Raw genomic sequence first — 26447 nt, 5'->3', positions numbered from 1 at the left:
GTCCGAACTCGGAGGCAGCCGCACCGCTCGCGCCTCTTCATTCGCGGTAATTCCGGGTGCTCCTGTCCGAGGCTCAACGAGCCCGCCAAGGTATGCATCCATCTCCCGGCTTTCTGACGCTCGGAACACCGGCAACGGCGGGAACGCCCCGGGTAGCTACGTCTCACCGTGATGTCGTGCCTGTTGAACGTGTGACATCGGGCGGGTCCACCGCGACACCCGCCCTGGGGTGCGCCCCCTCCTGATACTGGCGGCCACCGCGGAGGCCGTCGACCGCTGTCGCCAGAACTCCCCGCGCACCGCATCCGCGAATGCTCCGACGTGCAGCGGCAGAACACGAATCATCGAGCACGAAAAAAGTCGAAAACTCATAGGGCGGGACCGAGCTCACTAATGAGCAAGGTTTCTTGAAACCTGAACCCCTACCAAATCTTTCGTCAGTCCTCCGGCTTCGGTCTCACCACGAAGTCGTAGGGCGCCATGGGGCCGAGGATGCGCATGGCGACCCGGTTGTCCCAGCGTTCGGCCAGGTCGCCGACCGTCTGCTCGAGTTCGTCTTGCCGGTCCACCTCGAGGAGGATCGCGATCTGGACGGCGTCCTCATCGTGGGTGGGATCGCGTACGGTGACGGTGTCGGTCAGCGGCGACAACGCCTCGAGAGTGATACGGGTGTCCGCGTCCCGCTTCGCCTCGAGGGTGTGGCCGATGATCTCGCCCAACGCAATCCGTGCATCGTGGGTGAGCTCCTCGGGCCGGCCCCGGATCGACTCGAGCAGGGCGGACGCCTTCGGGTTCTCGTCGACGATTTCCTGAACGATGCTCTCCTCGACGTAACGGCCCTTTATCATGTACTGGGCGAAGCCCTCGAGTTCGTCGAGGGCGGAGGCGAACTCGTCGTGATGTTCGGCGAGCAGTTCGTTGACAACGGCGTCGCGGTCGGACACGACGGCACCGAAGCGCAGCGGCAGCACCGGGGCGACGTGCGAGGTTCCGTCGAGGATATGGGCGTGGGCCTGCAGGTCCGCGGGGGTGCCGAGCCGGTCGTCGGGGTCGATCTCGCTCACCAATGCCGCTATGTCGCCATGGGTGACGATCTCGATGGGGGCGTCGTGGATGCCGGTGGCGTCCTCTTCCGGTTGAACGTCCGCCGGCACGATTGCGTACACGTACATCACGGATGCCGCAGCACCCTCGCCGTTGTCGTCGTCGTGGTCGCCGGTGTCGTTGGCGGAGGTCATTTCCGCCTCCGCCGCGGTGCCGGTTCGCGTTCGCTCGCGGATCCGCTGAGCAGCTCACCGAGCGTCTCCCCCACGCCTTCGAGGACGCCTTTGGTCTTGGACTTCGTGCTGCCGCTGCCCTTGACGTCGGAGACGAGGTCGGACAGGCCCTTGGGTTCGCTGCCGATCTCCAGTCTGTTCGCCGCCTCCGCGAAGCGCAGGTAGGTGTCGACGCTGGCGACGACAATGCGGGCGTCGATGGTGAGCAGTTCGATGCCGACCAGCGAGATCCGCACGTAGGCGTCGATGACCAGGCCCTTGTCCAAGATGGTGTCGATGACGTCGGCTAGGCTGCTCGAGCTCGGACCGCCCGCTGTGGTCATGGCATCGCTCCTCGCTCCCGCCCGCCCCGGGGACTTTCGTGTGCGGTCCGCTCGGCGCCCCGGCCGGGCTCGCCCCGCGCGGGCATACCCCGAAAACGGATGCCCGCACGTGAACTACCGGACTACCCGCAACGGCCGCAGTTCAATCCGCCAAAACCGCTGGAATCCCGGGCGATTCGGCCCGTGCGAAACGGTTCGACCCCACCCGAGACTGGTAGCCGTTGCCCGTGACTACACCGCCTGACGAGGTGTGGCGGTTGGAGGAAGTACCTCTTGAGGGTGTTTCAGGAGGTGGGGCGGTCGACGCCGCCGCGCCAGCCGCCGGTTTCGGTGCCACGCTCTTCGATGAACTTCGGGAACGTCTCGAACTGCGTCCACTGGTCGTAGGCGATCCGGACCGATTGTGCTCATGCGACCTCGCGTACCCGCCTCTCGCCGATCCCACACGGAAGACGAACCGGTCGCGAGCACTCGGCGGCCCTGGGTGGCCACGGGGTGCCCACAGGGTGTGGCGTGGCCAACGGGCGGGTACCGGTAGGTGGCGGCGTGGTTACCGGGCGGTGGCCGCGCCCATTAGCGTGAACGTATGTCGGTGTCGGTGGTTCTCGCAGGTCGGTACGAGCTGCGAGGGGTCCTGGGCCGGGGCGGACTGGCCGACGTGTACGACGGGTGGGATCAACGCCTGGCCCGGGCTGTCGCGGTGAAGGTGCTGCGCCCGGAGATGGCCTCGGAACCGCAGACCCGGCGGCGTTTCGAATCCGAGGCGCGCCTCGCCGCGACGCTGAATCACCCAAACGTCGTCGCCGTCCACGACAGCGGCGACGACCACGGTGCCCCGTACATCGTGATGGAACGCCTGCCCGGGCGGACCCTGCTCGACGACCTCCTCGCCGGCCCGCTCCCCGCCCCGCGAGCCCGGACCATCCTCACCCAGACCCTCGACGCCCTGGGGGCCGCACACGCGGCGGGAATCCTGCACCGGGACATCAAACCGGGCAACATCCTGTTCGACGCCCACGGCACCGTGAAGGTCACCGACTTTGGCATCGCCAAGAGCGCCGACACCACCCACACCACCGCCGGGGAGGTCCTCGGCACCGTCGCCTACCTGAGCCCCGACCGCATCACAGGAAAACCTGCCTCGGTGACCGACGACCTCTACGCCGTCGGTGTCGTCGGCTACGAAGCCCTCGCCGGCCACCGCCCCTACACCGGGGACACAATCCTGTCGCTGGCCCACGCGATCGTCCACGGACACCACGAGCCGCTCACCGCGGTACGCCCCGACCTCGCCCCGACACTGACCACCGTGATCGAGCGCGCCCTCAGCCGCGACCCCCAGCAACGGTTCGCCACCGCCGACCAGATGCGCAACGATCTCGCGAACCCGCGCAGGATGTCGCCGCCACCCCCGACCCGGGTGGTCACCCCTATCCCGTCCGTTGCGGTTCCCCCGCGTCCTCCCGCACCGCCGCGTCGGTCACCGGGTGCCGGGGTGATCCTCGGCGCGGTCGCGGCGGTCCTGGTGACCATCGCACTGCTCGTCCTGGCCGTCGCGTCGCAGGACGAGGGCAGCACCACCGGGTCGACCTCGGTGCCCCCGCCGACCGCTCCCGCCCCGAGCAGCTACCTCACCCCGGCAGCGTCGCCGCCGGCCACCATGATCAGCTCCGAACCGACCGCCCCGGCACCCCAGATCGTCGCGCCGAACGGCACCGCACCGGGCGCAGGCGTGGACACCGGCGGCGGGAACGGCAACCAGGGCGGCGGCAACCAAGGCAACGGTCAGGGCGGTCCGGGCAACGGGAACCAGGGAAACGGCAACGGAGGCAACGGAAACGGCAACGGTGGCAACAGTGGTGGCGGCCGCGGCAACGGCGGCGGGAACTGAACCGACCGCCCACGGTGCTTCGCCCACCTCACGAGGAAGGGAAACGCCGCTTCCTGGAGCGTCAGAGATGGTCGATGAATCCTCATCGTCACCCACGAGGTGACGCCGGACCTGACCCTGGCCACCGAATGGCACCGACGCTCGGGATCCACACGCTCACAGGCGATCCCCTCACGGTCGTCGCGCTGACCTCTCACCGTCCGCCGCCATCAATCATCCCCCAAAGGTTCGGGCACACCACGCTGCCACCGTCGAGGAGCAACGGTGGGGTCCTCGAATCTCGTCGATTTTCTACATCGGGCGGCAGACCACCCGGACCCGACGGACGCACTCGGTCGAGGTCACCAGTGGCCGAGATTGCCTTGCCAGAGTGCCACGATGATGTACAGCGCAACAGCCAGTGGGTAGTACAGATTGCTCATCGTCGATCACCTTCACGCGGGGCCTCTCGACATCGGCTTGCCCCACCCGGACCGGGTACCCGCGTCGATGCCGCAGTACGCCTGCCACGCCGGCCACCTCACGGGTCAATCCCGCCGCGGCGGGGCACGAGTTCGAACCACGCGCTCGCTCCGCCGCGCAGATGCGGCTCCGGGTAACACAGGGCGAGGCCTTGCGCATCGAACGCGGTGAACCACTCCTCCCAGGAGATGTGCTCGAGCTCGCCGGGGCGGACCGCGGCAAAGTCGATATGCAGGGCGGCTGCGGTGTCGGTGGTCGTCGCCGTTCGTGCCGGTACGCCGTGATGCGCCTGAATCCAACCGCGGATCTCGTCGTGATCGGTGGTGATGTGCCGGTGTGAGGTCATGTCGGATCGGTCCTGGTTTGGGGGCAGTCGTACGGGATGTGGGCTCGGGTTACCCGCGACAGCGCGACCTGAACCCACCATGCGAGCCGCAAGCCGACCCCCAGATTTCCGCGTCAACAGGCACCAGGCACAGCGATCCGGCTAAGATCCGCGGTGTTACGCTCGGCGGTCTCACGCTGCTGGTCGAGGTGATCGCGCAATCCCATCTCGACGAGCAGGCACACACTCGGCTCGTCTACGAGCGGTTCCTCATCGCCGGCGACCGCGCCGCCGCCTACCTGCTGGCCGACGAGAACGCGGCCCGCCGCGCCGACGCCCTGACTCGACACATCGCCGCCGTCCACCTGCTGATCGCCCGCGAGCACCAGCGGATCCGACACCGGGGCCTGATCCTGCTCGACGAGCAACGGGACCGCTTCTACGCGCGTCGCCACCACCGGCCGAACGGAATCGATCCCTCCTGAGCCACCTCTCATTCCGTAGGCTTGTCCGCGGTGGAAATGGTTCGACGCTCTCGCCACAGAGGACCGGATAGCGGCCGGCGTCTATTCGGGATCGGTAGTCGCCGCACGGTGGCCTCCTCCCGTGCCCGAGAAGATTCACCGCCGGCAGCGACGGACGCCCTGGGGCCGCTCCGGGTTGGAGCGCGCGTGAGCTGGGCATGCTTTGTGTGGTGGCACACCAAATCACGGGGTGTCCCGACAGAGCCGCACAAGGCGACCGCCGACACGGAGGTAACGATGAGCAAACCACTGACCGGCCCGGGACGCGACGGCGACCCGCGGCGCATGGAACCCGGAGTCGATAACCGCCCTGTCGACGACCGCCCCGTCGCCGTCGCCGTCGCCGTCGAGGAGCGGGTGGTGACCAAGCCGGCGCGCACCAGCGCGGCCGCGGCATTCGCGCTCGCATTCGGGGTGGCCGCGTTCGTGTGTGTGTTGATCGTGATCCTGTCCCCGGTCGGGCTGGTGCTGGGCATCATCGGGTTGATCCTCGGGGTGATCGGCCTGCGGGCGGCCCGCCGGGTGGGGATCACCGGCAAGGGTGTGGCGATCGCCGGCCTGGTGTTGAGCGGGCTGGCGATCGTCATCTCGATTGCCTTCGCCGCCGGGGTGGTCACCGTCCTCAACAACGACAGCGCCGTCGATCGGATCGAACAGGAAGTGGACAAGATGCGCGACACACTCCCCGACAACGTCGAGGTCCCGCAGCCCTGACACCGCCCACAGCATCGGGCGCCTCAAAAACAGTCCACCGATGAGTATGGGACTCATCCGCCCTCGATCCTCTTTTATTCGAACGCGCGTCGGCAGCGGTCGATCATGTCCTCGGCACGGCGCCGGAAATCGGTCACGTTCACGCCGTCGAGTAGTTCGCCGAGGACGTCGAGTTCGGTGAGCCACCAGCCCATCTCTTCGATGCCGTCCTGTCGGCTGGGGCAACAGTGACTGAACCGCAGAACCGACCGCGAGTGACCGTCACTGGTGATGTCCCACCGCAGCACGATCTCCCCGCAGGCGTACTCGAGCAGGTTGGGCGGCCGGGCACGGCACGCCATGCCCGTGCCGACGCATTCGGGATGCAGCCGGCGAAGGACCCGCCACACCTCGTCACAGTTGTGGTGCAGACGGCGCTCGAGATGCAGCCGGTAGCGCCCGTTCTCGGTGACGGTGACGATATCGGTCATCGGCGGACAACCTCCGGCGCCCCGACCTTCGGATCAAAGTTAATCTTTCGCCGCGACTACCCAGGTTTGCGCGCGCGTAACCGACTGCGCGGGCTGCGGGCCCACCCTTACACGCACGACCCGGGGTCCCACCCACGAATGGGCTAGCTGGTCAGTTGCGCGGCGTCTGCTCGCGCCTGCTGGGCTGCCTGTCGTTCGAGCCCGTAGAGCAGCCCGAACGCGAACCCGTTCTCGCCCGGTGTGGTGCCGGTCCGGGCACCGAGCGTGCGGAGGGTCTCGGCGGCCACGACGCTGTCCTGGTGCTCGCTCAGCACCGTCTGAATCTTCTTGTATTCGGCGGCCTTCTTTGTGGTCTTCTTCTTACCGAGGACCGGCCTGGCGAGTTCGGCGGCGTAGCGGGCCCGCTTGGCGGCCTTCCGCGCCCGATGCAGCGCCGCGTCATCGGTGTCGGCGACCGCGGCAATCAATCTCTTGTCCGCCTTGCGCCCGGCCTTGCGGGTCGCCTTGCGGATGGAACGGGAATCGGCGCAAAACCGTAGGGTCGGCGCACTCTGTCAGCGCTCTACAGAGCGAAGAATGCCGGGGTGCGGAGATGCCGCCATGTGCGACGATCCTGATCGGGGTGTCGCGGATGCCGGTGGCGCCGTCTTCGGGTTCCACGTCCGCGGGCTGATGCCTATGCGTTGATCCCGGCGGCCGGAGCAGCCTCGTTGTTGTCGTCGGGGGTGTCGGTGTGGTCTGTGGAGGTCACTTCCGCCTCCGGCGGCGTTCGGGTTCGCGTTCGCTTCCCGATCCGCTGAGCAGCTCACTGAGCGTTTCCCCGACGCCCTCGAGGACACCTTTGGTCTTGGACTTCGTGCTGCCGCTGCCCTTGATGTCGGAGACGACGTCGGTCAGGCCCTTGGGTTCGCTGCCGATCTCGAGCCGATTCACCGCCTCCGCGAAACGCAGATACGTGTCGACACTGGCCACGACGATGCGGGCGTCGATCGTCAACAGTTCGATCCCGACCAGCGAGACCCGCACGTACGCGTCGATGACCAGGCCCTTGTCCAAGATGGTGTCGATGACGTCGGCCAGGCTGCTCGAGCTCGGTCCGCCTGTGGTCATAGCTGCGCTCCTTGTTTCCGGCTCCCGGAGGTTTTCGGTTGGGCGCTGCGCTTGCGGGGTGGCTCGTCAATGCGCCTGCGAGGCGGTCGTTCCTCGGCTGCTCTGCCGTCTCGTTGCCCTCGTGCGAGTGCCGGTGCGGTCCACCCCCGACCGGACTACCCGTAACAGCTCATCTTCAACCGGTGAAAAACCGGAACTGACTGGGAAATTCGTACGTGTGGCGGATGGACGAACGGGCCGTCTGGTCGGTTCCCGGTGATCGTCAACCGGGTGCGAGCCGCGTTTAGGGGCTGGTGTCCGAGTTGAGCGGCACGGCACCGGTCGCCCTCGTCCTCCCCCTCGTTCTCGGGCTGTTGCTGGGCCCGCCGGGAGGTTGCGCCGTAGCGAAGTTCCGGGCACGAAACTAACGGGACAAAGGATTTAGTGACCCCCTGAACATCGACGTCGCCCTGCTCCTGCTTCTACTCCTCGGAGCACTCGCCGCCGCCGCGGCCACGCAGACCATCGTCAGGCAGACCAGCAAACGAGCGCCTGCTGGTCGACGGCGATCGCGCCGCCGCCCTCCTCGACGACGAGGCGCTGCGCCCGCGCCCGAGTGAGCATTATTCGTCGGCAACGACGCATGCAGCAGGACGCCCTCGCCTTCACGCAACAGCGGGCCCGGTTCGATCAAAAACGGCCCCCGTACCCGAACGGCATCCACCCGGCCTGAATTTCGCGGATGACCGCCGAAGATCGGTGTCACCGGCGGTCCACCGCATCGCGCGGAAAAGCCGAGGCGATCCGGTTCCGGTATTCCTCGGCCCCTCGAAGGAGACAGCAGTCGGCTCGGGGCCGGTAACCGCGCCGTCGCTGGCGGGGCGGTTGCCACCACGGGCGGTGACCAGCACCCGAAACCGACCAACGGGGTCACCCGGGATCTGCGCACTCTACGGTGGCCCCAGCGTCGGTCGATGTAACGGCACACGACGGAGGCCGATGATCGACATATGGACGAGAGACGACGCCCGGACCCGGACACCGCGCTGGGTTACCTCGAGCGGTTACCCGCTCTTGTTCTGCTCGAGCGGTTGCCGGTGCCCGTCCTCGCGGTGCAACACGACGGTGTCGTCGTGTACTCGAACCGGGCGTTCGGGCTGATGCTCGACTATCCACCGAACGAGGTCGATAGCCAGTTGATCGGTGATCTGATGCAGACGGCGTCCCCGGGCCCGTCGGCCGTGGCCGAGCTACGGGAGAGCGCCGGGAAACTCGTCGCGTTGACGCATCGAGACGGCTCGACCGTTCGCGCATTCGTCAGCGAGTCGGTGCTCGAGCGTCACGACGACCCCGTCACGCTCGTCTGCTTCCACGACGTCACCGAATTGCTGTGGGATGGTGCTCCCGCAAAGGATTTCGGTTGACGTTCCACACCAGCCACTCGGTCGTCCCAACAGTCCGGGACTCGGAGCCCGTCTCAGCCGAGAGCAGTTCCTGATCCAGTGGTCGAATAGCGACGGTGGTGTCGCGTCGGTGCAGTGTTCGGGCGCTGAATCCGGTTTCCGCGGATCGACCCGGGGGTACTTGCGATGTATGGCTGCACGAGCGAGAACGGGCGGCCGGACACCCTCGCACCGAGGCGGCACAGTCGGCCACGGCACGACCACCGGCGGCGACAACCCGACCACCACAACCAAGCCGAAGGCCCGAGCATCGACCACGGCGAAAAGGTTCGCGGCGACCGCCACAACCGAGGCGGGGCGGCTGCCGCGCAGGCGTCCGGCCGCCGCGACCTCGACCAGAGCCACCTCGCGGCGCAGCAGCCCACGGAGGGCGGAACCGACGCCACGACCGAGACGAACGGACGCCACCGCCGAATCGGCCTCGGGCACACCCCGTCGGCGGCGCGCCGACAGCGAGGCGTCCTCCGGGCGTGCGCCGGCGCGGGCCACCACCGCGAAGCCGGCGGCCCGCACGCATCCCCGAGGTGAGGGGCCGCGCACGTCCGCGCACCCGCGGTCCACCGCACCGACTCGCACCCGCCGACCGGACTCGTCAGCGAAGGACACCGACCGCGGGGGGCGCGCCGACACCACCCCGGGCCTGGTGTCGCGGTCGGTCGAGGCCGCCATCGAATGGCTCAAAACCCACCTTCACCGGCTGCTGGAGGCGGCGCGAGACCGCGGCGCCATGCTGACGGACAAAATCCAACAAAAGATCCAGGAGTGGATCAAAACCCTCGTCGACGAGGTCGCGCACGGCGGGGTGGGCATGCAAGCCGGACTCGAGGGCGTTCGGGCCGCCCTGACGGGTAAGAATCCGGTGTGGGCGGCGATCAAAGGGCTGGCCTCCGGATTGAGCACCAAGGCCAAGATCGCCCTGCTCCTCCTCCTGGCCCTCGGACTCCTCCTCGGGCCGGTACTGCTCGTGGTCCTGCTGCTGGCCCTGCTCGTCATGGCGATCGTCGCGGCGGTACGGGCCGCCGCAGGCTGACCTGATCGACGGGCCGGCAGTACCGATTTCGTGAGCAGGCGGCACACGACGCTCCACAAAAAATTCATCGCGACATTCCGCAACCATGTGATTCCCTCCAATCTTCCGTTTGCACAAGAACCCTCACGGAACGACCGGTAAGTACTTAATTCCCCTGCACAGCAACATATCCGAGAGGCAGTGCCATGCGCGGCCGCAACGGTTCGACACGGTCGCTGCAGGAGGCTCCGGGATCATCGACGGCCGGACTTTCTGCACGAGTGGATGCAGAAACGGGGCATCCGTGGAGTCGGCCGGTGTAGTGGTTGTGCTGGTGATTGAGCGTTGCTGGGTTGGGGTAGTCAAAAAACGCGCACCCCTACCGCGCACGGTCTTGCGGCACATCTCCGAAACGGTCCTGCGGCACATCTCCGAGGTTGGCGAGAGGTGCTAGGTGACCACTCGGCAAAAAAGGGGTTCCACGATGAACAACAAGACCCAGATGGCGGCCGCGATCGGTGCGGGTTATCTGCTGGGGCGCACCCGCCGGATGAAGCTGGCGCTGATGCTCGCCGGGGCGGGGACGGCCGGGCGCTTCCCCGGCGGGCCGCGGGAGCTGCTCTCGCTCGGCACCAAGATGCTCTCGAATTCCCCGGAGGTCGCCAAACTCGGCGACACGGTCCGGAGTGAACTAGTCAGCGCGGCGAAGGCGGCAGCGGTCACCGCTGCCAGCCAGCGCATCGACTCGCTGAGCAACCGGCTCCAATCGGGCAGCAAGGAGATCACGGGCACCGTCAGCGATGCCACGGACAACGTCACTGATGTCACCAAGGTGAGCAGATTCGGCCGCAAGAAGCGCACTCGCTCGCGGGACGACGAGCAGCCCAGCGCCGACGAACAGCCGGAGGACAACTCCGCCGCGGAGGAAGACGAGGCCGACGACTACGAGGAGCGCGGCGAAGACGAGACAGCGGCCGAGGACGAGGCAGGGGCCGAGGAGCCGGACGAAGACGAGGCCGACGAGGAACCGGCCCCACGTAAGCGGCCCACGCCGCGCCGCCGGGCCTCGGGCACCGGCAGCACCCGGCCCACCGCGAGCAGATCGCGGACCGCGAAGTCAGACGAAGACGACGAAGAGGCTCCTGCCCGCAAACGCAGGACACGGGCCAAGGCCACGACGGACTCCGCGCCCGTCCGACGGGCACGGAGGTGATGGCGATGACGAGCGCCGCGAAGAAACTACAAGAAGCCGCACCGGGTGACGGCAACGGATCGTCGAGCGTGCTGCAGGAAGCAATGCAGAAGCTGGTCGGCACGGTCGCCGAGAAGGCACTGTCCTCGGTCTCGGACAAGGTGGCGAACACCTCCGGGCGGCTCAGCGAGTACGCCGAGAACGGCGGCGAAGGAGGGCTGCTCGCCGCACTCACCGGTTCCGAGAAAACGGATGACGATGAGTCGGATGACGATGAGTCACCGGACGAGTCCGACACCGGTGGCGGCTGGTGGGAGGGCGCCAAGCAGACGGTCAAGGACAAGGCGTCCGACCTCAAGGACGCGGTCACCGGCGGTGGTGGTGGCGGTAGCGGAAAAGGCAAGAAGCTGAAGTTGACCAACATCGTCGAAACGATCGATGTCGGGGTCCCGGTTCAGCTGGCCTACAACCAATGGACCCAATTCGCCGACTTTCCGTCGTTCATGAAGAAAGTCGAACGGGTCGAGCAGGAAGCGGACGAGAAGCTCGAGTGGAAGGCGCAGATCTTCCTGTCGCACCGAACCTGGGAAGCGACGATCCTCGAGCAGGTTCCCGACGAGCGGATCGTGTGGCGCTCGAAGGGCGCCAAGGGTTTCATCGACGGTGCGGTGACGTTCCACGAGGTGACCCCGGATCTCACCCGCATCGTTCTGATTCTCGAGTATCACCCGAAGGGGTTGTTCGAGAAGACGGGAAACCTCTGGCGTGCGCAGGGACGCCGAGCACGGCTGGAATTGAAACACTTTGCACGCCACGTCATGACACAGTCGATTCTCCATCCCGACGACGTCGAGGGCTGGCGCGGAGAGATCCGGGACGGTCAGGTGGTCGAGCCCGAAGAGGACGAGGCGGAAACGGAAGACGAACAGGACGAAACCCAGCCGGACGAGGACGACGAGTACGAGGAGCCGGAGGAAACAGACGAGGCCGAGGACGAGGAGCCCGAGGCAGAGGAAGACGAGGCTGACGAGGACGAGGGTGAGGAAGCGGTCGACGAGGAGGCCGAGGAGGACGAGGCGCCCGCGCCGGCACGCCGCGGCCGTCCGCGCAAGACCGCGGCCGCGAGTGAACCGCCGAAACGCCGTGGCCGCCCACGCAAGACCGCGGCGTCGGGTGAAGACACTGCACCGGCACGCCGTGGCCGTCCACGCAAGACCGCGGCCACCAAGTCCGCCGCCTCGAAGCGAGGAGCCCGCCGATGACCACCGGTGGGCCCAGCTCGAGCAGCCTCGCCGACGTCATCGACACCATCCTGGACAAGGGTCTGGTCATCGACGCGTACGTGCGGGTCTCGCTGGTCGGGATCGAACTGTTGACGATCGACGCCCGCATCGTCGTGGCCAGTGTCGACACGTATCTGCGGTTCGCGGAGGCGGTGAATCGGCTCGAGATCGGCAGCGAACCCAAGGGCCTGACCGATCTGGTGGGGTCCGTGACCGAAGGTGGTGCCAAGTCGAAGACCAAGGGCGCGCTCGAGGCTGCCGGCGACAAACTCGGTGACCTCCTCGGCGGCGGAGAAGAGGAGCCCGAGCGCGAGCGGGTGTCACGTAAATCCAGCAGAGGGGACAAGTGATGTCCACGTCGAAGCAGGCCGATGCGTCGGACCAGGCTGCCGATGCGTCCGAAGAGCCGCGTACCACCGGCGTCTACGTCTACGGCATCGTGCCCGCGGATGTGGAGACCGAAGACGACGCGGTCGGCGTCGACGACTCGCGGGTGAGCACCATCAAACACGGCGACATCGCGGCGCTGGTCAGTGAAATTTCGGTGGACCGGCCGATCGGTAAACCCGCGGACCTCCAGGCCCACGCCCACCTGCTGGACGGTGTTGCGCGGGTGGCACCGGTACTGCCGCTGCGGTTCGGGGCGGTCCTGACCGACACCGACGCGGTGAAGGACGAACTGCTCACCGCGCACGCCGACGAGTTCGCCGCCGCCATGGAAGAACTCGAGGGTAAGGCCCAATACGTGGTGAAGGGCCGCTACGTCGAACACGCCATCCTGTGGGAGGTGATCGGCGAGAACGAGCGGGCCAGCGCCCTGCGCGACACGATCCGGGACCAGCCGGAGGCCGCCACCCGCGACGCCCGGATGGCCCTCGGCGAGATCGTGGCCAACGCCATCGTCGCGAAGCGGGAGGAAGATACGGCCACGGTGGTCGAGGCCCTCGACTCGCTCGCCGACTCGGTCAACGTCCGCGAACCCACCCACGAGGAGGATGCCGCCCAGGTGGCGGTCCTGGTCGAGGTTGCCCGGCAGGACGAGCTCGAGCAGGCGGTGGGAGCGTTGGCGGAGCAGTGGGACGGCCGGGTCGAGATGCGGCTACTCGGACCGCTCGCCGCCTACGACTTCGTGCTGTCCCCGACGCCGGAGGGCTGAGGCGATGGGACTGCTCTCGTTCATCGTCACCCTGCCGCTCGCGCCGGTGCGTGGCGTGATCTCGCTGGCCGAGTTGATTCAGCGGCAGGTCGAGGAGGAACTGCACGATCCCGCCAGCGCCCGCCGCGCGCTCGAGGAGTTGGACGAGGCCCGCGAGCGGGGTGAGATCTCCGCCGAGGAGGAAGAGCAGGCGCAGCAGGCCATCCTCGACCGAATGACCGGAACGGCTCAGCCCACCACTCCGGAGAGGGAGTGAGCAGGTCATGGCGCAGGAGCAGCCACCGACACTGCCGGCGCAGGACATCGCCGAGCTTGCGGTGCGGGACATCACCCAGCTGACGGGCAAGAAGCCGCTCGGTGCGACGTCGGTGATGCCGACCGACGACGGGTGGACGGTGGAAGTGGAAGTGGTCGAGGATCGGCGCATCCCGTCCTCGACCGACCTGCTCGCCCTGTACGAAGTGGTGTTGGATATGGACGGAGAGTTGTTGTCCTACCGCAGAACCCGCCGCTACAGCCGCGGCGCCGGTGACCAGTCATGACCCTGTCCGGCGGGAACTCCGGGCGCCTCCCGCAGAGCCCCGCCGGCGGGATGGGTGGCGGGCACCAGTCGACGAATCTCGGGGAAATCCTCGAGCGGGTACTCGACAAGGGCCTGGTGATCGCCGGGGATTCAGGTCAACCTCCTCGACATCGAACTGCTGACGATCAAGGTGCGGTTGGTCATCGCCTCGCTGGAGACGGCGAAGGAGGTCGGGATCAACTGGTGGGAGAACGATCCCTGGCTGACCGGCAAGAGCAGCGACCTCGAACTCGAGAACCGACAACTCAAGGAGCGCATTGCCGCACTCGAGTCCGACCGGTCGATGCGTCCCCAGGTGGAGTCGGGTACGCCGCTCGAGGTGGAGGGCAGGCGGCGAGACGACGATGACCGCGAGTGACGACGGGGGGTGGCCGTGCGGCATCACCTCCGACAGCGTCGACGATGCCCGACCGGCCGGGGTGACCGGAACCGGTTTCGCACCGACAAACTTGCCGACGAATTCGCCTCGGCCGTCGCGGCACTCGACACCAAACATGAGAGTGTGGCTCTGGAGATGATCGACCGTGGCCCCCGTACTCCTTCGCGGGGATTTGATCGGGCGAATCCATGAGCGACATGGTCCCCGCGGTCCCCGCGGACGACACTCGCCGCATTGCCCTCGTCGACCTGCTCGACCGGGTGCTCGGTGGCGGCGTCGTCATCACCGGCGAGATCACGCTGTCGCTGGCCGACGTGGACATGGTGCGGATCTCGCTGCGCACCCTCATCGCCTCGGTCAGCGCCCTGGAGCCGGCTCCGAAGGGGCCGGATACCACCGATGACTGATCCCGGACAGTTGGCGCAAGCCCCGCCGAGCTGGACGCCTAACCGGGGAGGGCCACCGTGTACTGCCGCAACGTATCGGGGCGCCGACCCGAATCGGTCGAACGTGGCCCGGTCACCCTGGTTCTCATCCTCGTCGAATTGCTGCGTCAGCTGATGGAGCGGGCAGGCCCTGCGCAGGGTCGAGCACGGAGATCTCAGCGACGAACAGATCGAGCGGATCGGGACGACACTGATGCTGCTCGAGGACCCGCATGGCCGAAGGGTGGGATCGGTTCGGGTTGACTCCGAGGACCTCAACATCGACCTCGGACCACTCGGGCCGCTGCTGTCCAACGAATAACCGAGATCACTCAATTTCTGTCCCACCACGGTGGCAGCTCCCGTCCGGACGCCGACCCGTGACACAGCTACCGTTGAGGGTGTCGCCGCGCCCAGACCGCGCGGTGGCCCAATACCCCGCCGGATGAACCCCCCGGCGGGGTCACGGAACGGCCGGAGCCGGCGAGGGCGCTGGCGGACTGAGACCGCGCCCGTCGGTGAGAGCACCGCGGACAGACACCTCGAAACCGCGTGAAGTAACCGATGCTGAACCCCGAGCTCACTGGACGTGATCCCCGTCGGCTGGGCGATGTGACGGTCGGGTGGACTGTGCGCCTTCCGATCTCGATCTTCAGGGGCGGTGTGGCCCAGTGCTGATCCTCATCCCACGATGATCAGCACACCGACGAACGCGACCACGATAAGAGAGGCGGCCACGCAGAGCGTCCACGCCCGTATCGCGACCCGGTGCCAATCCCGTCCGCCATGCCGTGACTCGACCGTGAGCACCCGCGACTCCGGGTCGGATGCAACCTGATCGGCTCGTTCCGGCCCCTGCCTGCGAGACGCCGCGTCAGCGGTGACCGCCGCGGCGAAAGATGCTGCGACCACGATCAGCGTGGCAGCTAGCACCGCGACCATCCAGAACAGGTTCATACCGAGCACTGAAAAACTTCCTTGGTTGCCGAGGGCGACGGTCGCTGACGCGATCGATCACCCAACCCCGCCCCGCCCATGTATCGCCACGACGGCCCATTGTGTTGCGCGGCGCCGAACGCGGAAGCAGATCCGGCACCCACGCCACACCGGATCGACCCACTCCCCTGGCCCTGATTTCCCCGGCTGATTTCGCACATTTTGATCACTCGTCCATTTCCTATTTTGATCACTCGCCCAAATGAATTTGGCCTTTCGTTCAGTTCGAAATCGTGTCTAATTTCGGTTTCGGTGAAACGCCGAGGGCACTTCCGGGCGATATGCAGGTAAGCGGGATCGATGATCTCGTAAACGACAACAGGCAAGAGGAGTGAAGAGTTCATGGGTTCTGCAGGTATTGACCTCTCGGTCGCCTTCGAGGCGTTCCTGAAGTGGCTCAGTGTGACATTCGGCGGCGGCATCGGAATCGGCTGATCGCCGCATACCCTGGAACGGCGGTGGCTCGGCTCACCAGGCGGGAGCCGAGCCACCACCATACGCAGCGACTTCGACACCCCATCGGGAATTACCCTTGAATAGCTCAACTGAGCGTATTCACCCACGGCACGGTTTGCGGCACTGTCATATAGAGAAGACATCGCCGCCGAAGGTGATCCCTTGAAGAAGGAGTGATCGTCATTCAACAACGGGCTCGCGTGACCCGGAATAGCGTATTGCAGCGTGCGGCCGAGGAATTCGACCGAAACGGGTATGTAAACACGACTTTTGGAGATGATCACCGGGCACTCGGGCGTCGGCAAGGGCGCCGTGTATCACCATTTCACGTCGAAACCGGCCCTCGCCGACGCGGTCATATCCGAGGGGATGCACCGCATGGGCCATCTTCGCTCGCAGCAGATCCGCCGCCATCCCCGTGCCGTCGAAGCGCTCATCGAGCTCTCCTACACCCTGGCGGATGCGGGTCGAAGGGAGGCGATGGTGCGGGCCGCGTTCCGGTTGGTCCGCGAGATCGGCGACAGCAGCGGCCACCTTCATACCTCGACCATCCACACCTGGACCGAAGCGTTTCGGGGCCTGGTGGAGCGGGCCATCGCGGAGGGAGATGTCCGGGCGGGCCTCGATCCGCAGGAGGTCGCCGAGGTACTCATCGCAGTTGCCTACGGGGCCCAGCTGCACGCCGCCGGGACCGGCATCCCCGACGCGGGGGCCCGCCAGGTGGATGAGAGTTGGCGGGTGCTGCTGCCCGCGCTCACCACCCCAGAAGATGGAACGTACTTCCTGCACTTCGCGCACCGCCGCACACCAGTCACCGCCGCGCCCACGGGCACGCCGATCGATCCTGATCCCGAACACCCGGTCCCACCGGCCGCATCCCATGTCGGTCCGTCGCGCGCCGGAGTATCCGGTGCGGTGCGACCCACGGTGCCCACGAATCTCCGACCGATGAGGTCGGCCCCATGAAGGCGCTGAAATGACCGCCCGGGCAGATGTCGAGGTGAGCGGCAAAAGGGGCGTCGGCCCCGTGTGGTGTCAGCGGCCGCCCGTGCCGGTGACTGGTTCGATGGTGAGGTCAGCGGTCGGCGAAGACCAGACGTCCATCGTCCAGCGCGACCGCCCATCGGTGCACGGGCGCCCAGTCGTGCCCGCGTTCGGCGGTGTCCGTCAGTTCGGAATAGTCCTCGACGATCGCGCCGGTCGCGGCGTGTCCGAACTGTCTCTGGACCAGCACCCGGGTACCCACGGTCAAGACTCGGGGCTCGGGTTTCTCGCTTTTCTCGGGCATGGGTGTCGAACCTTCTACTCGGCGGTGTTCCTACTCGGCGTGTTCGGCGAGCATAAGCATGAACCCTCTGTGTCCGTAGCGGTCGATGATGGGCAGACCCAGCCCGGCATGGGGACGATCCACGCCGACGACGAACCCTCCACCGTCGTTCCGACCACATATACGGGGTAATCCAGGGTCGAAGCCGCCGGGTTCAATGGCCCGCATCGCGGCACCCGGCACCGGTACTCCTCGCCGACACCTCGCCGGCACTCCCACATCACAAACCGGGGACATGTCATCACGCCAGGTCACAGCACCATCACAGACGAAACGGCCCCTCCCAGGGGGCGGGTGAGGGGCCGTGCACAAGGGGGCGATCTACACCGGCTGTGTCTCCGTCGGTGCGAGGTCCAGCCAGGGCCGATCGTCGCGGCGCTGGACGTAGTTCCCGCCGGACGGAGCACGCATCCCGGTCATTTCCATCGACAGTGTCGATGCCAAGGCCCGCGAGAGTTCTGGTTCTCCGGTAAGGCACGGTCCGTCGATCGGGCCGGAGATCCCTGCGGCTCGGCTTGCAACCACGAGCCGGCCGCGTGCGTAAGCGAGGGCTTCCGGCCGATTGGACGTGAGGGTGTCGCGACGAAAATCCCCGTACCGAATGCGAGTCGTGCTGTTGCACGAGCCGACGCGATATCGAATGCGTGCTCGACTCCCAGCGCTGATTCAACGAGTGCGACGACCGGTGTGCCGTGGAGGGCACTCGCAACGTAGTCCACGTGTGTGGCGGATTCGGTCTTCGCCACCATCACGCCGAGCAGTCCTGGCGCGTCGTGTAGTGCTACCAGATCCTTCTCGCACTGGGGCGTGGTGGCAGGGTTGACGCGTACCCAAGCGCTGTTCTTCTCGAGGAAGGTTCGCGTTGCTACAACCGGCTGAGGTTGCCGACTCACTGCTGTTCCTCTTGAGCCGGTCGGCTTCTGCGATCACCGGGCAGACGATCGTTCTCGACGGTGGCGTGCACGTCGCTTGGCGGTACCCAGAGCTCTGAGCATCTGTCCAATCACGCTGCATCGGGTCGGAGGCGGCCCGTCGCCATTCCGCACGGCGGACATTGCCTGGACCGCCGCGCGAATCGAACTCCAACTCCTGCGATGCTGCATGCCGGACAGGAAGGCTCGACCTTCGGCGCAGCCTTCGACGTGGCTGTGGCCCCTCCCGGCTCTGGTCGAGCCGCCATGGAAAACCGCGCCGCGGCCACAATCTCATCCACACCACGAGAGGACCGATAGAGTCCATGCTTCCGTCTGAGCCTTCAAGCACGATTCCCTACGAGCACGCTCGATCGTGGCTCCTGGTGTCTGCGGCAAAACCTGAAGCTTTCCCCGACGCAACCAGCAGTCAGGCTGACGTTGTAGTCCTTGACCTGGAGGACGGTGTCATCGCCGCGAAGAAGGACCCCAGCACGCGTACCGCCGGTGCGGCGGGTGTCGCTCTTGTCCTACGTATCTGGGTCATGCCGGTACGGATGTGGCCCGTTGACTGGGAATGGGTGAGGTCTCCGGTAGATGGTTTGGCTACCAAGACGAAACTGATCCCGGAGACTTCGTGACCAGCATAGATGGCCGGCGATTGTTGGTCGATCGGATTCTGATGGGTGGTCATGACCTCGCAATGCGCAGCCACGGAACAACAACTCCATTGCTGCGTCGGTCGTGAAGGGTCGGCCGTAGCAGTTCGGTCGAGGTTAGTGTGCAGATATGGAGGCGCTGGAGCCGGCTCACGGTGCGGAGGCTGGAAGGGGTATTGCTGCGTATTTGCTGGCGAATGTGTCCAGCCTGGCTGACGACATGCTGAGGTATATAGCCGAGCGAATACCGGAGGTCGGCGGGGATGCCGAGCTTCGCGGCCTGACCCTGGGATCGTGCTCGTCGAATCTCGAAGCGGTACTTTCGATGGTTCGTCATGGGATCGACGTAGCGGCTGCGGAGGCGCCGGTAACGGCGCTCGAACACGCGCGCGCAATGGCATCACGCGGGCACAGCGTCGATGTGATGCTGCGGTTCTATCGGTTGGGTCATGAGTACTTCACCGAGAAGCTTTCCGACTCACTCACTGACTGGATCGAGGACCCCGCTGTCGCGTTGAGGACGTTTATCGATCTCGAGCGCTTCGGATTTCGATACATCGACCGCATTTCCAGTCTGGTAGCTGCCGAGTACGTCGCTGAGCTCGACCGACGCCAGAACCAGGCAAGAGCGGAACGCGCCGATCTCGTGCGGGCGCTGCTCGCTGGGGAACGCGTCGAAATCGCTCGCGCCGAACGTGTGCTCAGCCACCGGTTCACCGGTCGGCAGATCGGTTTCGTGTGCTGGGTCGACGACCGCGGCGTCGACCTCGAGGGATTCGCTCGGCAGGTTGGAAGGTTCCTTGGGGCCGGTCACTCACTCGTCGTGGCGGACGGCCCACTCGCGGTGTGGGGATGGGCATCGATCACGGGGGACGTGAGAACTTCGCTCACGGGCATGGCGACTGAGTTTCCCGGCGAACGCGAAAACGTTCACATCGCGGTGGGCTCACCCCATCCGGGGGCAGCCGGTTTCCGCACCTCCCACCTCGAGGCTCTACGCACTCGCCGAATCATCGAACTATCCGGTCGCGCGGCGCCATCGATCACCAAGTTCAGCGATGTTGCGTTGGTGGACGCCATCTCGCGCGACCTGGATGCGGCGCGGGCCTTCGTCGCCGCTCAGCTCGGTGCTCTCGCACGGGACGACGCGAAAGAGCGCAGCGAGCGCGCCGCGCTCCTGGCTGTTCTCGACGCGCAGGGGAGTCTGGCGACCGCAGCGAGCACCTTGGGAATCCACCGGAACACGGTCCTGCAAAGGGTGCGTCGTGCCGAAGAGCGCAGGGGCCGGCCCGCAACGATCAACATCGCCGAACTACACGCAGCGCTGACCGTCTGCAATGTGCTGGGGGCCTCGGTGTTGCACGGGTCAGAGCCTCGCTGACCGGCGCCCGAGCACGGAGAATGTGCTGACAGCACACCGGAGAGGGCTGGGAAGGCCTTGTCGACCGATACCGGCCGGATCTAGGTTGTGAGGAATCTCATCCCGAAGCGCGAAGGAGGAGTCCGATGTCGACTACGACTCGAGCACCCCAACCCCCAGCAGCGGCCTCGGAGCACTCCTTGCCTGATCCGGGCGAGCAGGTTCCCACGCTGTCCTGGCCGATAGTCGGCATCGGCACATCTGCGCTTGCGCTCTTCGGCCTCTCGACCTGGGCCGCGCTCACCGACACGTTGCCTGCGATCGCCACCATCGCCGCGAGCTCCGCAGCAATCTTCGTCCTGTTCACCGTGCTGCACGACGCCTCGCATTACTCGATCAGCTCACATCGCTGGGTCAACGTCGCCTTCGGTCGCGTGGCAATGTTCTTCGTCTCGCCTCTGATTTCATTCAGATCTTTCGCGTTCATCCATATCGAGCACCATCGCAACACCAACGACGGTAAGTCCGATCCCGATCACTTCGTCAGCGCCTCACCCTGGTGGCAGCTGCCCATCCGCTTCCCCGCCATGGACCTGCCATACATCAGTTTCCTGGTACGCAACCTGCGTCGCCGACCACGCGCCGAGATTCTCGAAACGGCGTCGTTGATGACCCTTTCCGTGACCGTCATCGCCTCGGCCGCCTTCACCGGACATCTGTGGACGCTCGCGCTGATCTACCTGATCCCCGAACGGGTCGCGATGTTCGTGCTCGCCTGGTGGTTCGACTGGCTACCCCACCACGACCTCGAAGACACCCAACGCGAGAACCGCTACCGCGCGACCCGCAACCGCGTCGGCTCAGAATGGATCCTGACTCCCCTGCTCTTGTCGCAGAACTACCACCTGGTCCACCACTTACACCCCTCCATCCCCTTCTACCGCTACGTCGCGGCCTGGCAACGCAATGAGGCCGCCTACCTCGAGCGCGACTCGGCAATAAGCACCGTCTTTGGGCAACAGCTCGACGCCACGCAGTACCAGGAGTGGAAACGCCTCAACGGCACACTCGCTGCACTGCTCCCAGTCCGAATGCCGCCTGCCTCCGCGGCAAGCCATGCCAGCACCCACCCGATCCCTGTCAAAAGCGTCGAGCCGCTGACCCCAGACAGCGTCAAAGTCACTTTCGACGTCCCCGATCACCTCAGCGACCAGTTCCACTTCCAGGCCGGCCAACACCTGACCGTGCGACACCGCATCGGCGGACAGCAGGTGCGACGAAACTACTCGATCTGCACCTCCGCCACCTCGGGAGAACTGTCGATCGGAGTACGCCACATCCCCGGCGGGAAGTTCTCGAGCTTCGCGGTCGACACGCTGCGAGCCGGTGACGTCCTGGAACTGATGACCCCCACGGGTAGCTTCGGCGCACCCCTCGATCCACTCGCCCGGCACCACTATGTCGCGGTAGCCGCCGGGAGCGGCATCACGCCCATCCTGTCGATTCTGCGCACCACCATGGAGATCGAGACCGAGAGCCGCTTCACCCTCTTCTACGGCAACCGAACCGCAGAGTCGACCATGTTCGCCGCCGAACTCGACGAGCTCGAATCCCGGTACGCAGACCGGCTACGCATCTTCCACATCCGCTCAGCCCAGGCGCACCACCCCGCACCTCTTCGCGGCCGTATCGACCTGGCGATGGTTCACCGCCTCCTCGCCACCGACCTCACGTCGATCGATCGGTGGTACCTGTGCGGCCCGAGCGAACTCGCCACCACAATCCGCGATGACCTCGCAACCGAAAAGGTGCCGACCGAGCAGATACACCTCGAACTGTTCCGCGGCACGAACCGACCCACGCACGTCGACGACTTCCCCGCCTCCGAAGTGACCATCACGCTGTCCGGCGCGAACCACACCGTGCAACTCGCCCCCGGTGAGACCGTCCTCGAATCCGCGCTGAAAAACAACATCGACGCCCCCTATGCCTGCCTCGGCGGCGCGTGCGGCACCTGCAGAGCCCGAGTCACCACAGGAGCAGTATCGATGGAGCAAAATTTCGCACTTCACACAGCCGAGACCGAGGCCGGCTTCATACTGACCTGTCAATCCCACCCCACCACACCCACAGTCGCAGTCGAATACGACAGCTGAGCAAACACATACGCGAACACCGCGAGAAGGCCGCACGGGCCACCGGCGCCGCCGTCGCCAGGGCACCAGGTGGACCGTGGCCGGAAACTTCTGGCGGTTTGCCTCGGTCAGCGGCGGGGGTGACCGCCGGTGAATCCGGTTCACACATAGCGTCATCGACCCGGCAACGTCATATCGAGTGCGGCCCGCTCCCCTGGCGGGCCGCACTGTGACACTCGCATCGCAGTGCGCCAGCGTACGATGACAATCCCCGACCAGCGACATAACAATGACAGATCGCGGCCGATGATCTCGTCCGATCCTGCCCAGATCTTGGTCACTCGAGCATCCATCCCGCGCCTTACGCGAAGCTGGTCTTCGAATAGGGGCCACTTTCGTTGCCGGCTACTCCTTCGGTGTCGAGCGGGCACAAGTCCTCGCGAAGTACACCGAGCTGAACGACGCCTACGACGCCTACGACGCCTACGACGCCTACGACGCCTACGACGCCTACGACGGGACTGTCCGGCAATCGGTTGATCTGAGTCTGGCCGACACGCCGAGCTTTGCTTGGCGGGAAGGCGGAATCATGACCGAGACACTCGATCCTATGGATCAGACGAAGATCGATCACCAGAAGTTGGCGCAGCAACTGCTGGCGCAGGCCAAGGCTGACGGCGTGGAACTGGTCGGACCGAACGGACTACTCAACCAACTCACAGCGAACGTGCTCGAAACCGCTCTCGAAGCACAGATGGAGGAGCACCTCGGCTACGAGAAACACCAGATCGAAGGAAGAAATGGAGGGAACTCCCGCAACGGCAGACGAGCGAAAACGGTGCTGACGGAGATCGGACCGGTCGAAATCCAAGTACCCCGTGATACCGATGCCTCGTTCGATCCCCAGATCGTCAAGAAACGACAGAGACGGCTCACCGGTGTCGACGAGATCATCTTGTCGCTCTCATCGAAAGGCCTCACCAATTTCCCACTGATTGGCGTGTCGTTAATCTTCGAGGTATAAGCCCGCCAGTTAAGGTGTTACCGCCCAACGCTAGGTGCGAGGAAGGCGTGCGGTGGGTGACGAGCGACTGCGGGTGATCTCGGGCGACGTCGCACCGGGCGTGGCAACGCGAGATCCGCAGTGTTTCCAGGCCGAATGTGTGGAGGCGTTCGTCGCGTCGTGGACCGCGCGTGGATTCGCGGAATCGACGATCGCCAATGACGTCGGCGTGCTGGAGCGGATGCTGGCGGCGCTTGGTCGGCCGGTGTGGGAGGTGACCGCCGCCGACGTCGATAGGGTGGTGGGCGAGCTGGCCAGCTCGGGTCGATCGGTGTCGACGCGGCGGAACTATGTGCAGGTGTTCAAGGGCTTTCACCGGTTCCTCGAGGTTCGCAAAGCGGCGGAGATCGAGGCAGCGTTCGGGGTGCGGCTGGCCTGTCCGCTGGCCGAGTTCAATGCCGCCCGCCACGTCGGCGACGACTCGCCAACCGCGAACACGCCGCCGACGGCGGAGCGGGTGGCGGCATTCTTCGAGTTCCTCAAGGCGCGGATCGCGACCGCGCGCAAGTATGGCCCGGCCGCGCGGGACTACGCGTTGTTCCGCACGCTGTATCACGCCGGAGTGCGCGCCGAAGAGGTCGTGATGCTCGACCGCGGTGACGTGCACTTCGGGCGAGGCACATTCGGCAAGCTTCATGTGCGCTTCGGGAAGGGCGCCAAGGGATCCGGGCCCCGGCCACGGTGGGTGTCGATGTTGGACGGGCTGGATCTGGTGTTGCGCTGGTATCTCGATGACGTCCGTGGCCGGTTCCCGGACAGCTCGGTGCTGCTGTGTGACGAGTCCGGCGGCCGGATGGCCGCGGCCACGATCCGTAACCGGTTGCGGCACCTGATGGACGTGGAGGGTCGGCCCGAAGCGGAGTGGTTCAGCCCGCACGGTATGCGTCGCGCGTGCGCCACCCACAACTACGAGCGCGGCGTGGATCTGGTTGCCATCCAACAACTTCTAGGACACTGGACGGTCGCGTCGACCATGCGGTACGTGCGCCCGTCGGAAACGTTCATCGAAGACGCCTACCAACGCGCGATCTCGGCGACGCTGACCGAGTTGACCGGACAGGAGTGAGCATGCAGATCCCGCCAAGCACCGCCCGGCGCGACAACTCAGGGCCACCGACGGCGAACACCTCGGTCGTCATCAGCGTGGCGGGAGAATGTCGTATGCCGGCAGTTGCGTCGTGTCCGTGCAGGATATGTCCGGCCTCTCCGGATTGTCGAAAAACGACGCGATTACCTCGGCTCCGCACGGTGGCTCTGCATACACACCGTGTGCAGCTCCGGGCACTACCGCGACTATGGATTGCGAGAGATCCTTCGCGATGTAGTCGCCCCACACCGCTCCGGTCTGCCCGTCGTAGGTACCCGACAGCACCAGCGAAGGGATGTCACTGACGGTGATGTCTCGGATCGAGTCAGGGGCCCTCGGCACGTCCCACACCTGGCAGGCGTCGCGCAGGAACGGCAGCTGCGGCGCTTGGGCCCGAACGGACTCCGGGAGTTCAGGGAATTCCTTTTCCGCCTGTTGCATTGACTGCTCGACGGTCTCGAACGGGATCCATTCACGGCACCAAATGCTCAGGGTGAGGCCCCAATGGAGGACGCCCCTCTCCGGATGCCCCCACACCTCGGCCCAACGCGACGCAATGGGCTGCGCATTCCCGTTTGCGAGCTCATCGACCGTTGATGGGAATTCTGTCGGTAGATGGGTAGCCACGGGGACAAACCAGTTCAGTAGCATTCCGCCGTCGACGACAACCTTCGTGTCTCCTACACCCTCAACGTTGACCGTCGTGGTGATGGGCTTCGCTTCAAGCTCATTGACCAGCCGGATGAACGTTGCCCCCAGGTCGGGATAGCGCTCTTTGCATGCTGGCTGGTCCTCGCACGCCTTGACCATGTTGTCGAATGCTTGGCGAGCGCTGGCCCAGGTCCACCCCAGGGCACCAACCGATGGAGGCGTCACTCCGTCGAACACGATCGACTCGACAGCGTCGGCGTCTTGACGCATGTAGATCAGCGCAAGGTCGGTACCGTACGAGTGGGAGAACACATTCCACTTCTCGAGGCCGAGTGCCTTGCGTAAATCAATCAGGTCATAGGTGCTCTCGGTCGAATTGAACGCCGAGAGGTCAACGGTGGGAGCCAGGCGGTCGTGGCACTCCTTCACCGCTTCTACGTACGCATCCCGTGTGGACTCGGCGTTCCACGCCATTCCGATCCTGTGGGCGAAGAACTCGAAAATCTCCGGGCAGGGCAACGGCGAGCTGGACGTTATGTTGCCGCGCTGTCCCATCAGGATCAGATCGCGATCACGGTTCAGCGGCACGTCCGGGTTGACCGGGGGATCGGTGACCGCATCCTGACCGGGCCCGCCCATGAGAAAGACGATCGGAGCCTTGGCCGGCGGCTGCGTTTCCGACGGAACGATCGCAACTGCCAAGCGCAAGGATCCGCTGTCTTCTCTGGTGCGGTTCACCGGTACCGACAATTCCCCGCAGCGAGCATTCTCCAGCAGTGGGACCGGATTTGGCGTCTTCGCGCACGGACCCTCGACAAACTCCGCCGGCGGATGCGCCACAGTCGTCGGTGGCGCACCGGACGGATCGGAATTGCTGCTACACGCTGAGCTGACGAGAATCGAGACAAACGCTATCGCCGTTATCTGGTTCACAAACCGCATGTCAACCACCCTGAAATGGCGACCGCCCGAACCTTGTGTTCGGGCTCGGCCCGAGTATTTACTCGGATAAATCCTGGCACACCCATAGCAGTGGGAGCGCCGTTACCGGCGAAGCGGCCACAAAGGCCGCTGAAATCGCGAGGGCAGCATGCTACCCAGCCATCACCATGCCCCCCACCCTCGGTGCGACAATCGCCGCCCTCGTCGAAGTCGCCGCCCTCACCGGCGCCAACACAGGTCCCGACGAGCCGGCGACAGCTATGTCGACGTTCTCCACCCTCGGCGTCCCGACCCG

At 65.8% G+C, this 26447-nt stretch carries 25 protein-coding genes and 5 pseudogenes; 20 read left to right on the top strand and 10 right to left on the bottom strand.

What is annotated here, in order from left to right; genetic code table 11:
- Window positions 1-437: 437 nt before the first annotated feature.
- Complete coding sequence (locus JVH1_RS34455) at window positions 438-1238, bottom strand: GvpL/GvpF family gas vesicle protein (RefSeq protein ID WP_009473315.1); 801 nt, start codon at window positions 1236-1238, stop codon at window positions 438-440.
- Complete coding sequence (gvpJ, locus tag JVH1_RS34450; RefSeq protein ID WP_009473316.1) at window positions 1235-1600, bottom strand: gas vesicle protein GvpJ; 366 nt, start codon at window positions 1598-1600, stop codon at window positions 1235-1237. Before gvpJ (JVH1_RS34450) ends, JVH1_RS34455 begins: the two co-directional genes overlap by 4 nt.
- Before the next feature lie 586 nt (window positions 1601-2186).
- Here gvpJ (JVH1_RS34450) and JVH1_RS34445 point away from each other — a divergent pair.
- Entirely contained in the window at window positions 2187-3491 is a 1305-nt protein-coding gene (locus JVH1_RS34445; protein WP_009473317.1) for a serine/threonine-protein kinase, read from the top strand.
- A gap of 520 nt (window positions 3492-4011) precedes the next feature.
- Here the strand turns inward: JVH1_RS34445 and JVH1_RS34440 are convergent.
- A complete protein-coding gene (locus JVH1_RS34440) occupies window positions 4012-4299 on the bottom strand; it encodes a hypothetical protein (RefSeq protein WP_009473318.1) in 288 nt (95 codons plus the stop codon).
- Between the two features lie 188 nt (window positions 4300-4487).
- Between JVH1_RS34440 and JVH1_RS34435 the strand changes: the two genes are divergently transcribed.
- Both JVH1_RS34435 and JVH1_RS34430 read left to right on the top strand, forming a co-directional pair.
- A complete protein-coding gene (locus JVH1_RS34435) occupies window positions 4488-4763 on the top strand; it encodes a hypothetical protein (protein WP_009473319.1) in 276 nt (91 codons plus the stop codon).
- A 276-nt stretch (window positions 4764-5039) separates the two neighbouring features.
- On the top strand, window positions 5040-5516 hold the full coding sequence (locus tag JVH1_RS34430) for a DUF4190 domain-containing protein (protein ID WP_009473320.1): 477 nt from the start codon (window positions 5040-5042) through the stop codon (window positions 5514-5516).
- A 74-nt stretch (window positions 5517-5590) separates the two neighbouring features.
- On the opposite strand, the gene JVH1_RS34425 is transcribed toward JVH1_RS34430, so the two are convergent.
- The 3 genes and pseudogenes from JVH1_RS34425 to gvpJ (JVH1_RS34415) all read right to left on the bottom strand — a co-directional run bounded on the left by JVH1_RS34425 (window position 5591) and on the right by gvpJ (JVH1_RS34415) (window position 7096).
- Complete coding sequence (locus JVH1_RS34425; protein WP_009473321.1) at window positions 5591-5986, bottom strand: hypothetical protein; 396 nt, start codon at window positions 5984-5986, stop codon at window positions 5591-5593.
- A 143-nt stretch (window positions 5987-6129) separates the two neighbouring features.
- A pseudogene (locus JVH1_RS34420) lies at window positions 6130-6510 on the bottom strand (CHAD domain-containing protein); the annotation flags it as partial.
- Window positions 6511-6733: 223 nt separating this feature from the next.
- Window positions 6734-7096: a gas vesicle protein GvpJ gene (gvpJ, locus tag JVH1_RS34415; protein ID WP_009473324.1), complete on the bottom strand. Its 363-nt coding sequence runs from the start codon at window positions 7094-7096 to the stop codon at window positions 6734-6736.
- Between the two features lie 989 nt (window positions 7097-8085).
- On the opposite strand from gvpJ (JVH1_RS34415), the gene JVH1_RS34410 reads away from it, so the two are divergent.
- The 11 genes and pseudogenes from JVH1_RS34410 (at window position 8086) to JVH1_RS34360 (ending at window position 14887) form a co-directional block, all read left to right on the top strand.
- A complete protein-coding gene (locus JVH1_RS34410; protein WP_009473327.1) occupies window positions 8086-8499 on the top strand; it encodes a PAS domain-containing protein in 414 nt (137 codons plus the stop codon).
- A 169-nt stretch (window positions 8500-8668) separates the two neighbouring features.
- Entirely contained in the window at window positions 8669-9568 is a 900-nt protein-coding gene (locus JVH1_RS34405; protein ID WP_371113063.1) for a hypothetical protein, read from the top strand.
- 463 nt (window positions 9569-10031) lie between these two features.
- Complete coding sequence (locus tag JVH1_RS34400) at window positions 10032-10760, top strand: hypothetical protein (protein ID WP_371113062.1); 729 nt, start codon at window positions 10032-10034, stop codon at window positions 10758-10760.
- Window positions 10761-10765: 5 nt separating this feature from the next.
- The gene (locus JVH1_RS34395; protein ID WP_371113061.1) at window positions 10766-12001 is read left to right on the top strand and encodes an SRPBCC family protein; all 1236 of its coding nucleotides are present in this window, start codon (window positions 10766-10768) and stop codon (window positions 11999-12001) included.
- Entirely contained in the window at window positions 11998-12372 is a 375-nt protein-coding gene (gene gvpJ / locus JVH1_RS34390) for a gas vesicle protein GvpJ (RefSeq protein ID WP_009480807.1), read from the top strand. The genes JVH1_RS34395 and gvpJ (JVH1_RS34390) overlap by 4 nt, the downstream gene beginning before the upstream one ends.
- Complete coding sequence (locus tag JVH1_RS34385; protein WP_009480808.1) at window positions 12372-13178, top strand: GvpL/GvpF family gas vesicle protein; 807 nt, start codon at window positions 12372-12374, stop codon at window positions 13176-13178. The genes gvpJ (JVH1_RS34390) and JVH1_RS34385 overlap by 1 nt, the downstream gene beginning before the upstream one ends.
- A 4-nt stretch (window positions 13179-13182) precedes the next feature.
- Window positions 13183-13434, top strand: a complete 252-nt coding sequence (locus JVH1_RS34380; RefSeq protein ID WP_011593954.1) for a gas vesicle protein GvpG — start codon at window positions 13183-13185, stop codon at window positions 13432-13434.
- A 7-nt stretch (window positions 13435-13441) separates the two neighbouring features.
- The gene (gene gvpO / locus JVH1_RS34375; protein ID WP_009473333.1) at window positions 13442-13720 is read left to right on the top strand and encodes a gas vesicle protein GvpO; all 279 of its coding nucleotides are present in this window, start codon (window positions 13442-13444) and stop codon (window positions 13718-13720) included.
- Window positions 13717-14119, top strand: a pseudogene (gvpJ, locus tag JVH1_RS34370) (gas vesicle protein GvpJ). Before gvpO ends, gvpJ (JVH1_RS34370) begins: the two are co-directional and overlap by 4 nt.
- A gap of 218 nt (window positions 14120-14337) precedes the next feature.
- Window positions 14338-14547 carry a gas vesicle protein gene (locus JVH1_RS34365; protein WP_009473335.1) on the top strand — a complete coding sequence of 70 codons (210 nt, stop codon included), beginning with the start codon at window positions 14338-14340 and terminating at the stop codon, window positions 14545-14547.
- Window positions 14548-14609: 62 nt separating this feature from the next.
- Window positions 14610-14887: pseudogene (locus tag JVH1_RS34360) on the top strand (gas vesicle protein K).
- Between the two features lie 359 nt (window positions 14888-15246).
- Here JVH1_RS34360 and JVH1_RS34355 read toward each other — a convergent pair.
- Entirely contained in the window at window positions 15247-15522 is a 276-nt protein-coding gene (locus JVH1_RS34355; protein WP_043777870.1) for a hypothetical protein, read from the bottom strand.
- A 771-nt stretch (window positions 15523-16293) separates the two neighbouring features.
- Here JVH1_RS34355 and JVH1_RS34350 point away from each other — a divergent pair.
- Entirely contained in the window at window positions 16294-16983 is a 690-nt protein-coding gene (locus JVH1_RS34350) for a TetR/AcrR family transcriptional regulator (protein ID WP_009473339.1), read from the top strand.
- A 109-nt stretch (window positions 16984-17092) separates the two neighbouring features.
- Here the strand turns inward: JVH1_RS34350 and JVH1_RS34345 are convergent, their stop codons facing one another.
- Both JVH1_RS34345 and JVH1_RS34340 read right to left on the bottom strand, forming a co-directional pair.
- Window positions 17093-17305, bottom strand: coding sequence for a hypothetical protein (locus tag JVH1_RS34345; protein WP_009473340.1), 213 nt, complete (start codon window positions 17303-17305; stop codon window positions 17093-17095).
- Between the two features lie 450 nt (window positions 17306-17755).
- Window positions 17756-18192 (bottom strand): annotated as a pseudogene (locus JVH1_RS34340) (aldolase/citrate lyase family protein); the annotation flags it as partial.
- A 14-nt stretch (window positions 18193-18206) separates the two neighbouring features.
- On the opposite strand from JVH1_RS34340, the gene JVH1_RS34335 reads away from it, so the two are divergent.
- From JVH1_RS34335 to JVH1_RS34315, 5 genes and pseudogenes are all read left to right on the top strand, one after another.
- Complete coding sequence (locus tag JVH1_RS34335) at window positions 18207-18335, top strand: SDR family oxidoreductase (protein ID WP_009473343.1); 129 nt, start codon at window positions 18207-18209, stop codon at window positions 18333-18335.
- A 709-nt stretch (window positions 18336-19044) separates the two neighbouring features.
- Window positions 19045-20295, top strand: a complete 1251-nt coding sequence (locus tag JVH1_RS34330; RefSeq protein WP_009473345.1) for a CdaR family transcriptional regulator — start codon at window positions 19045-19047, stop codon at window positions 20293-20295.
- A 125-nt stretch (window positions 20296-20420) separates the two neighbouring features.
- Window positions 20421-22430, top strand: coding sequence for a fatty acid desaturase (locus JVH1_RS34325; protein ID WP_009473346.1), 2010 nt, complete (start codon window positions 20421-20423; stop codon window positions 22428-22430).
- Between the two features lie 568 nt (window positions 22431-22998).
- A pseudogene (locus tag JVH1_RS34320) lies at window positions 22999-23391 on the top strand (transposase); the annotation flags it as partial.
- 94 nt (window positions 23392-23485) lie between these two features.
- Window positions 23486-24538, top strand: a complete 1053-nt coding sequence (locus JVH1_RS34315) for a site-specific integrase (protein WP_009473348.1) — start codon at window positions 23486-23488, stop codon at window positions 24536-24538.
- A gap of 72 nt (window positions 24539-24610) precedes the next feature.
- Here JVH1_RS34315 and JVH1_RS34310 read toward each other — a convergent pair whose 3' ends face one another.
- Entirely contained in the window at window positions 24611-26152 is a 1542-nt protein-coding gene (locus JVH1_RS34310) for an alpha/beta hydrolase (RefSeq protein ID WP_009473349.1), read from the bottom strand.
- Window positions 26153-26447 lie beyond the last annotated feature (295 nt).

The sequence above is a fragment of the Rhodococcus sp. JVH1 genome, assembly GCF_000280725.2.
GTDB lineage: Bacteria > Actinomycetota > Actinomycetes > Mycobacteriales > Mycobacteriaceae > Rhodococcus_F > Rhodococcus_F jostii_A.
The sequence above is the reverse complement of the archived record's forward strand: the minus strand, read 5'-3'. Positions and strand labels throughout refer to the sequence as shown.

Bases quoted from the DNA above. Each gene is read 5' to 3' on its own strand.
- JVH1_RS34455 (WP_009473315.1), bottom strand. From the start codon at position 1,238: ATGACCTCCGCCAACGACACCGGCGACCACGACGACGACAACGGCGAG.
- gvpJ (WP_009473316.1), bottom strand. From the start codon at position 1,600: ATGACCACAGCGGGCGGTCCGAGCTCGAGCAGCCTAGCCGACGTCATC.
- JVH1_RS34445 (WP_009473317.1), top strand. From the start codon at position 2,187: ATGTCGGTGTCGGTGGTTCTCGCAGGTCGGTACGAGCTGCGAGGGGTC.
- JVH1_RS34440 (WP_009473318.1), bottom strand. From the start codon at position 4,299: ATGACCTCACACCGGCACATCACCACCGATCACGACGAGATCCGCGGT.
- JVH1_RS34430 (WP_009473320.1), top strand. From the start codon at position 5,040: ATGAGCAAACCACTGACCGGCCCGGGACGCGACGGCGACCCGCGGCGC.
- JVH1_RS34425 (WP_009473321.1), bottom strand. From the start codon at position 5,986: ATGACCGATATCGTCACCGTCACCGAGAACGGGCGCTACCGGCTGCAT.
- gvpJ (WP_009473324.1), bottom strand. From the start codon at position 7,096: ATGACCACAGGCGGACCGAGCTCGAGCAGCCTGGCCGACGTCATCGAC.
- JVH1_RS34410 (WP_009473327.1), top strand. From the start codon at position 8,086: ATGGACGAGAGACGACGCCCGGACCCGGACACCGCGCTGGGTTACCTC.
- JVH1_RS34405 (WP_371113063.1), top strand. From the start codon at position 8,669: ATGGCTGCACGAGCGAGAACGGGCGGCCGGACACCCTCGCACCGAGGC.
- JVH1_RS34400 (WP_371113062.1), top strand. From the start codon at position 10,032: ATGAACAACAAGACCCAGATGGCGGCCGCGATCGGTGCGGGTTATCTG.
- JVH1_RS34395 (WP_371113061.1), top strand. From the start codon at position 10,766: ATGACGAGCGCCGCGAAGAAACTACAAGAAGCCGCACCGGGTGACGGC.
- gvpJ (WP_009480807.1), top strand. From the start codon at position 11,998: ATGACCACCGGTGGGCCCAGCTCGAGCAGCCTCGCCGACGTCATCGAC.
- JVH1_RS34385 (WP_009480808.1), top strand. From the start codon at position 12,372: ATGTCCACGTCGAAGCAGGCCGATGCGTCGGACCAGGCTGCCGATGCG.
- JVH1_RS34380 (WP_011593954.1), top strand. From the start codon at position 13,183: ATGGGACTGCTCTCGTTCATCGTCACCCTGCCGCTCGCGCCGGTGCGT.
- gvpO (WP_009473333.1), top strand. From the start codon at position 13,442: ATGGCGCAGGAGCAGCCACCGACACTGCCGGCGCAGGACATCGCCGAG.
- JVH1_RS34365 (WP_009473335.1), top strand. From the start codon at position 14,338: ATGGTCCCCGCGGTCCCCGCGGACGACACTCGCCGCATTGCCCTCGTC.
- JVH1_RS34355 (WP_043777870.1), bottom strand. From the start codon at position 15,522: ATGAACCTGTTCTGGATGGTCGCGGTGCTAGCTGCCACGCTGATCGTG.
- JVH1_RS34350 (WP_009473339.1), top strand. From the start codon at position 16,294: ATGATCACCGGGCACTCGGGCGTCGGCAAGGGCGCCGTGTATCACCAT.
- JVH1_RS34345 (WP_009473340.1), bottom strand. From the start codon at position 17,305: ATGCCCGAGAAAAGCGAGAAACCCGAGCCCCGAGTCTTGACCGTGGGT.
- JVH1_RS34330 (WP_009473345.1), top strand. From the start codon at position 19,045: ATGGAGGCGCTGGAGCCGGCTCACGGTGCGGAGGCTGGAAGGGGTATT.
- JVH1_RS34325 (WP_009473346.1), top strand. From the start codon at position 20,421: ATGTCGACTACGACTCGAGCACCCCAACCCCCAGCAGCGGCCTCGGAG.
- JVH1_RS34310 (WP_009473349.1), bottom strand. From the start codon at position 26,152: ATGCGGTTTGTGAACCAGATAACGGCGATAGCGTTTGTCTCGATTCTC.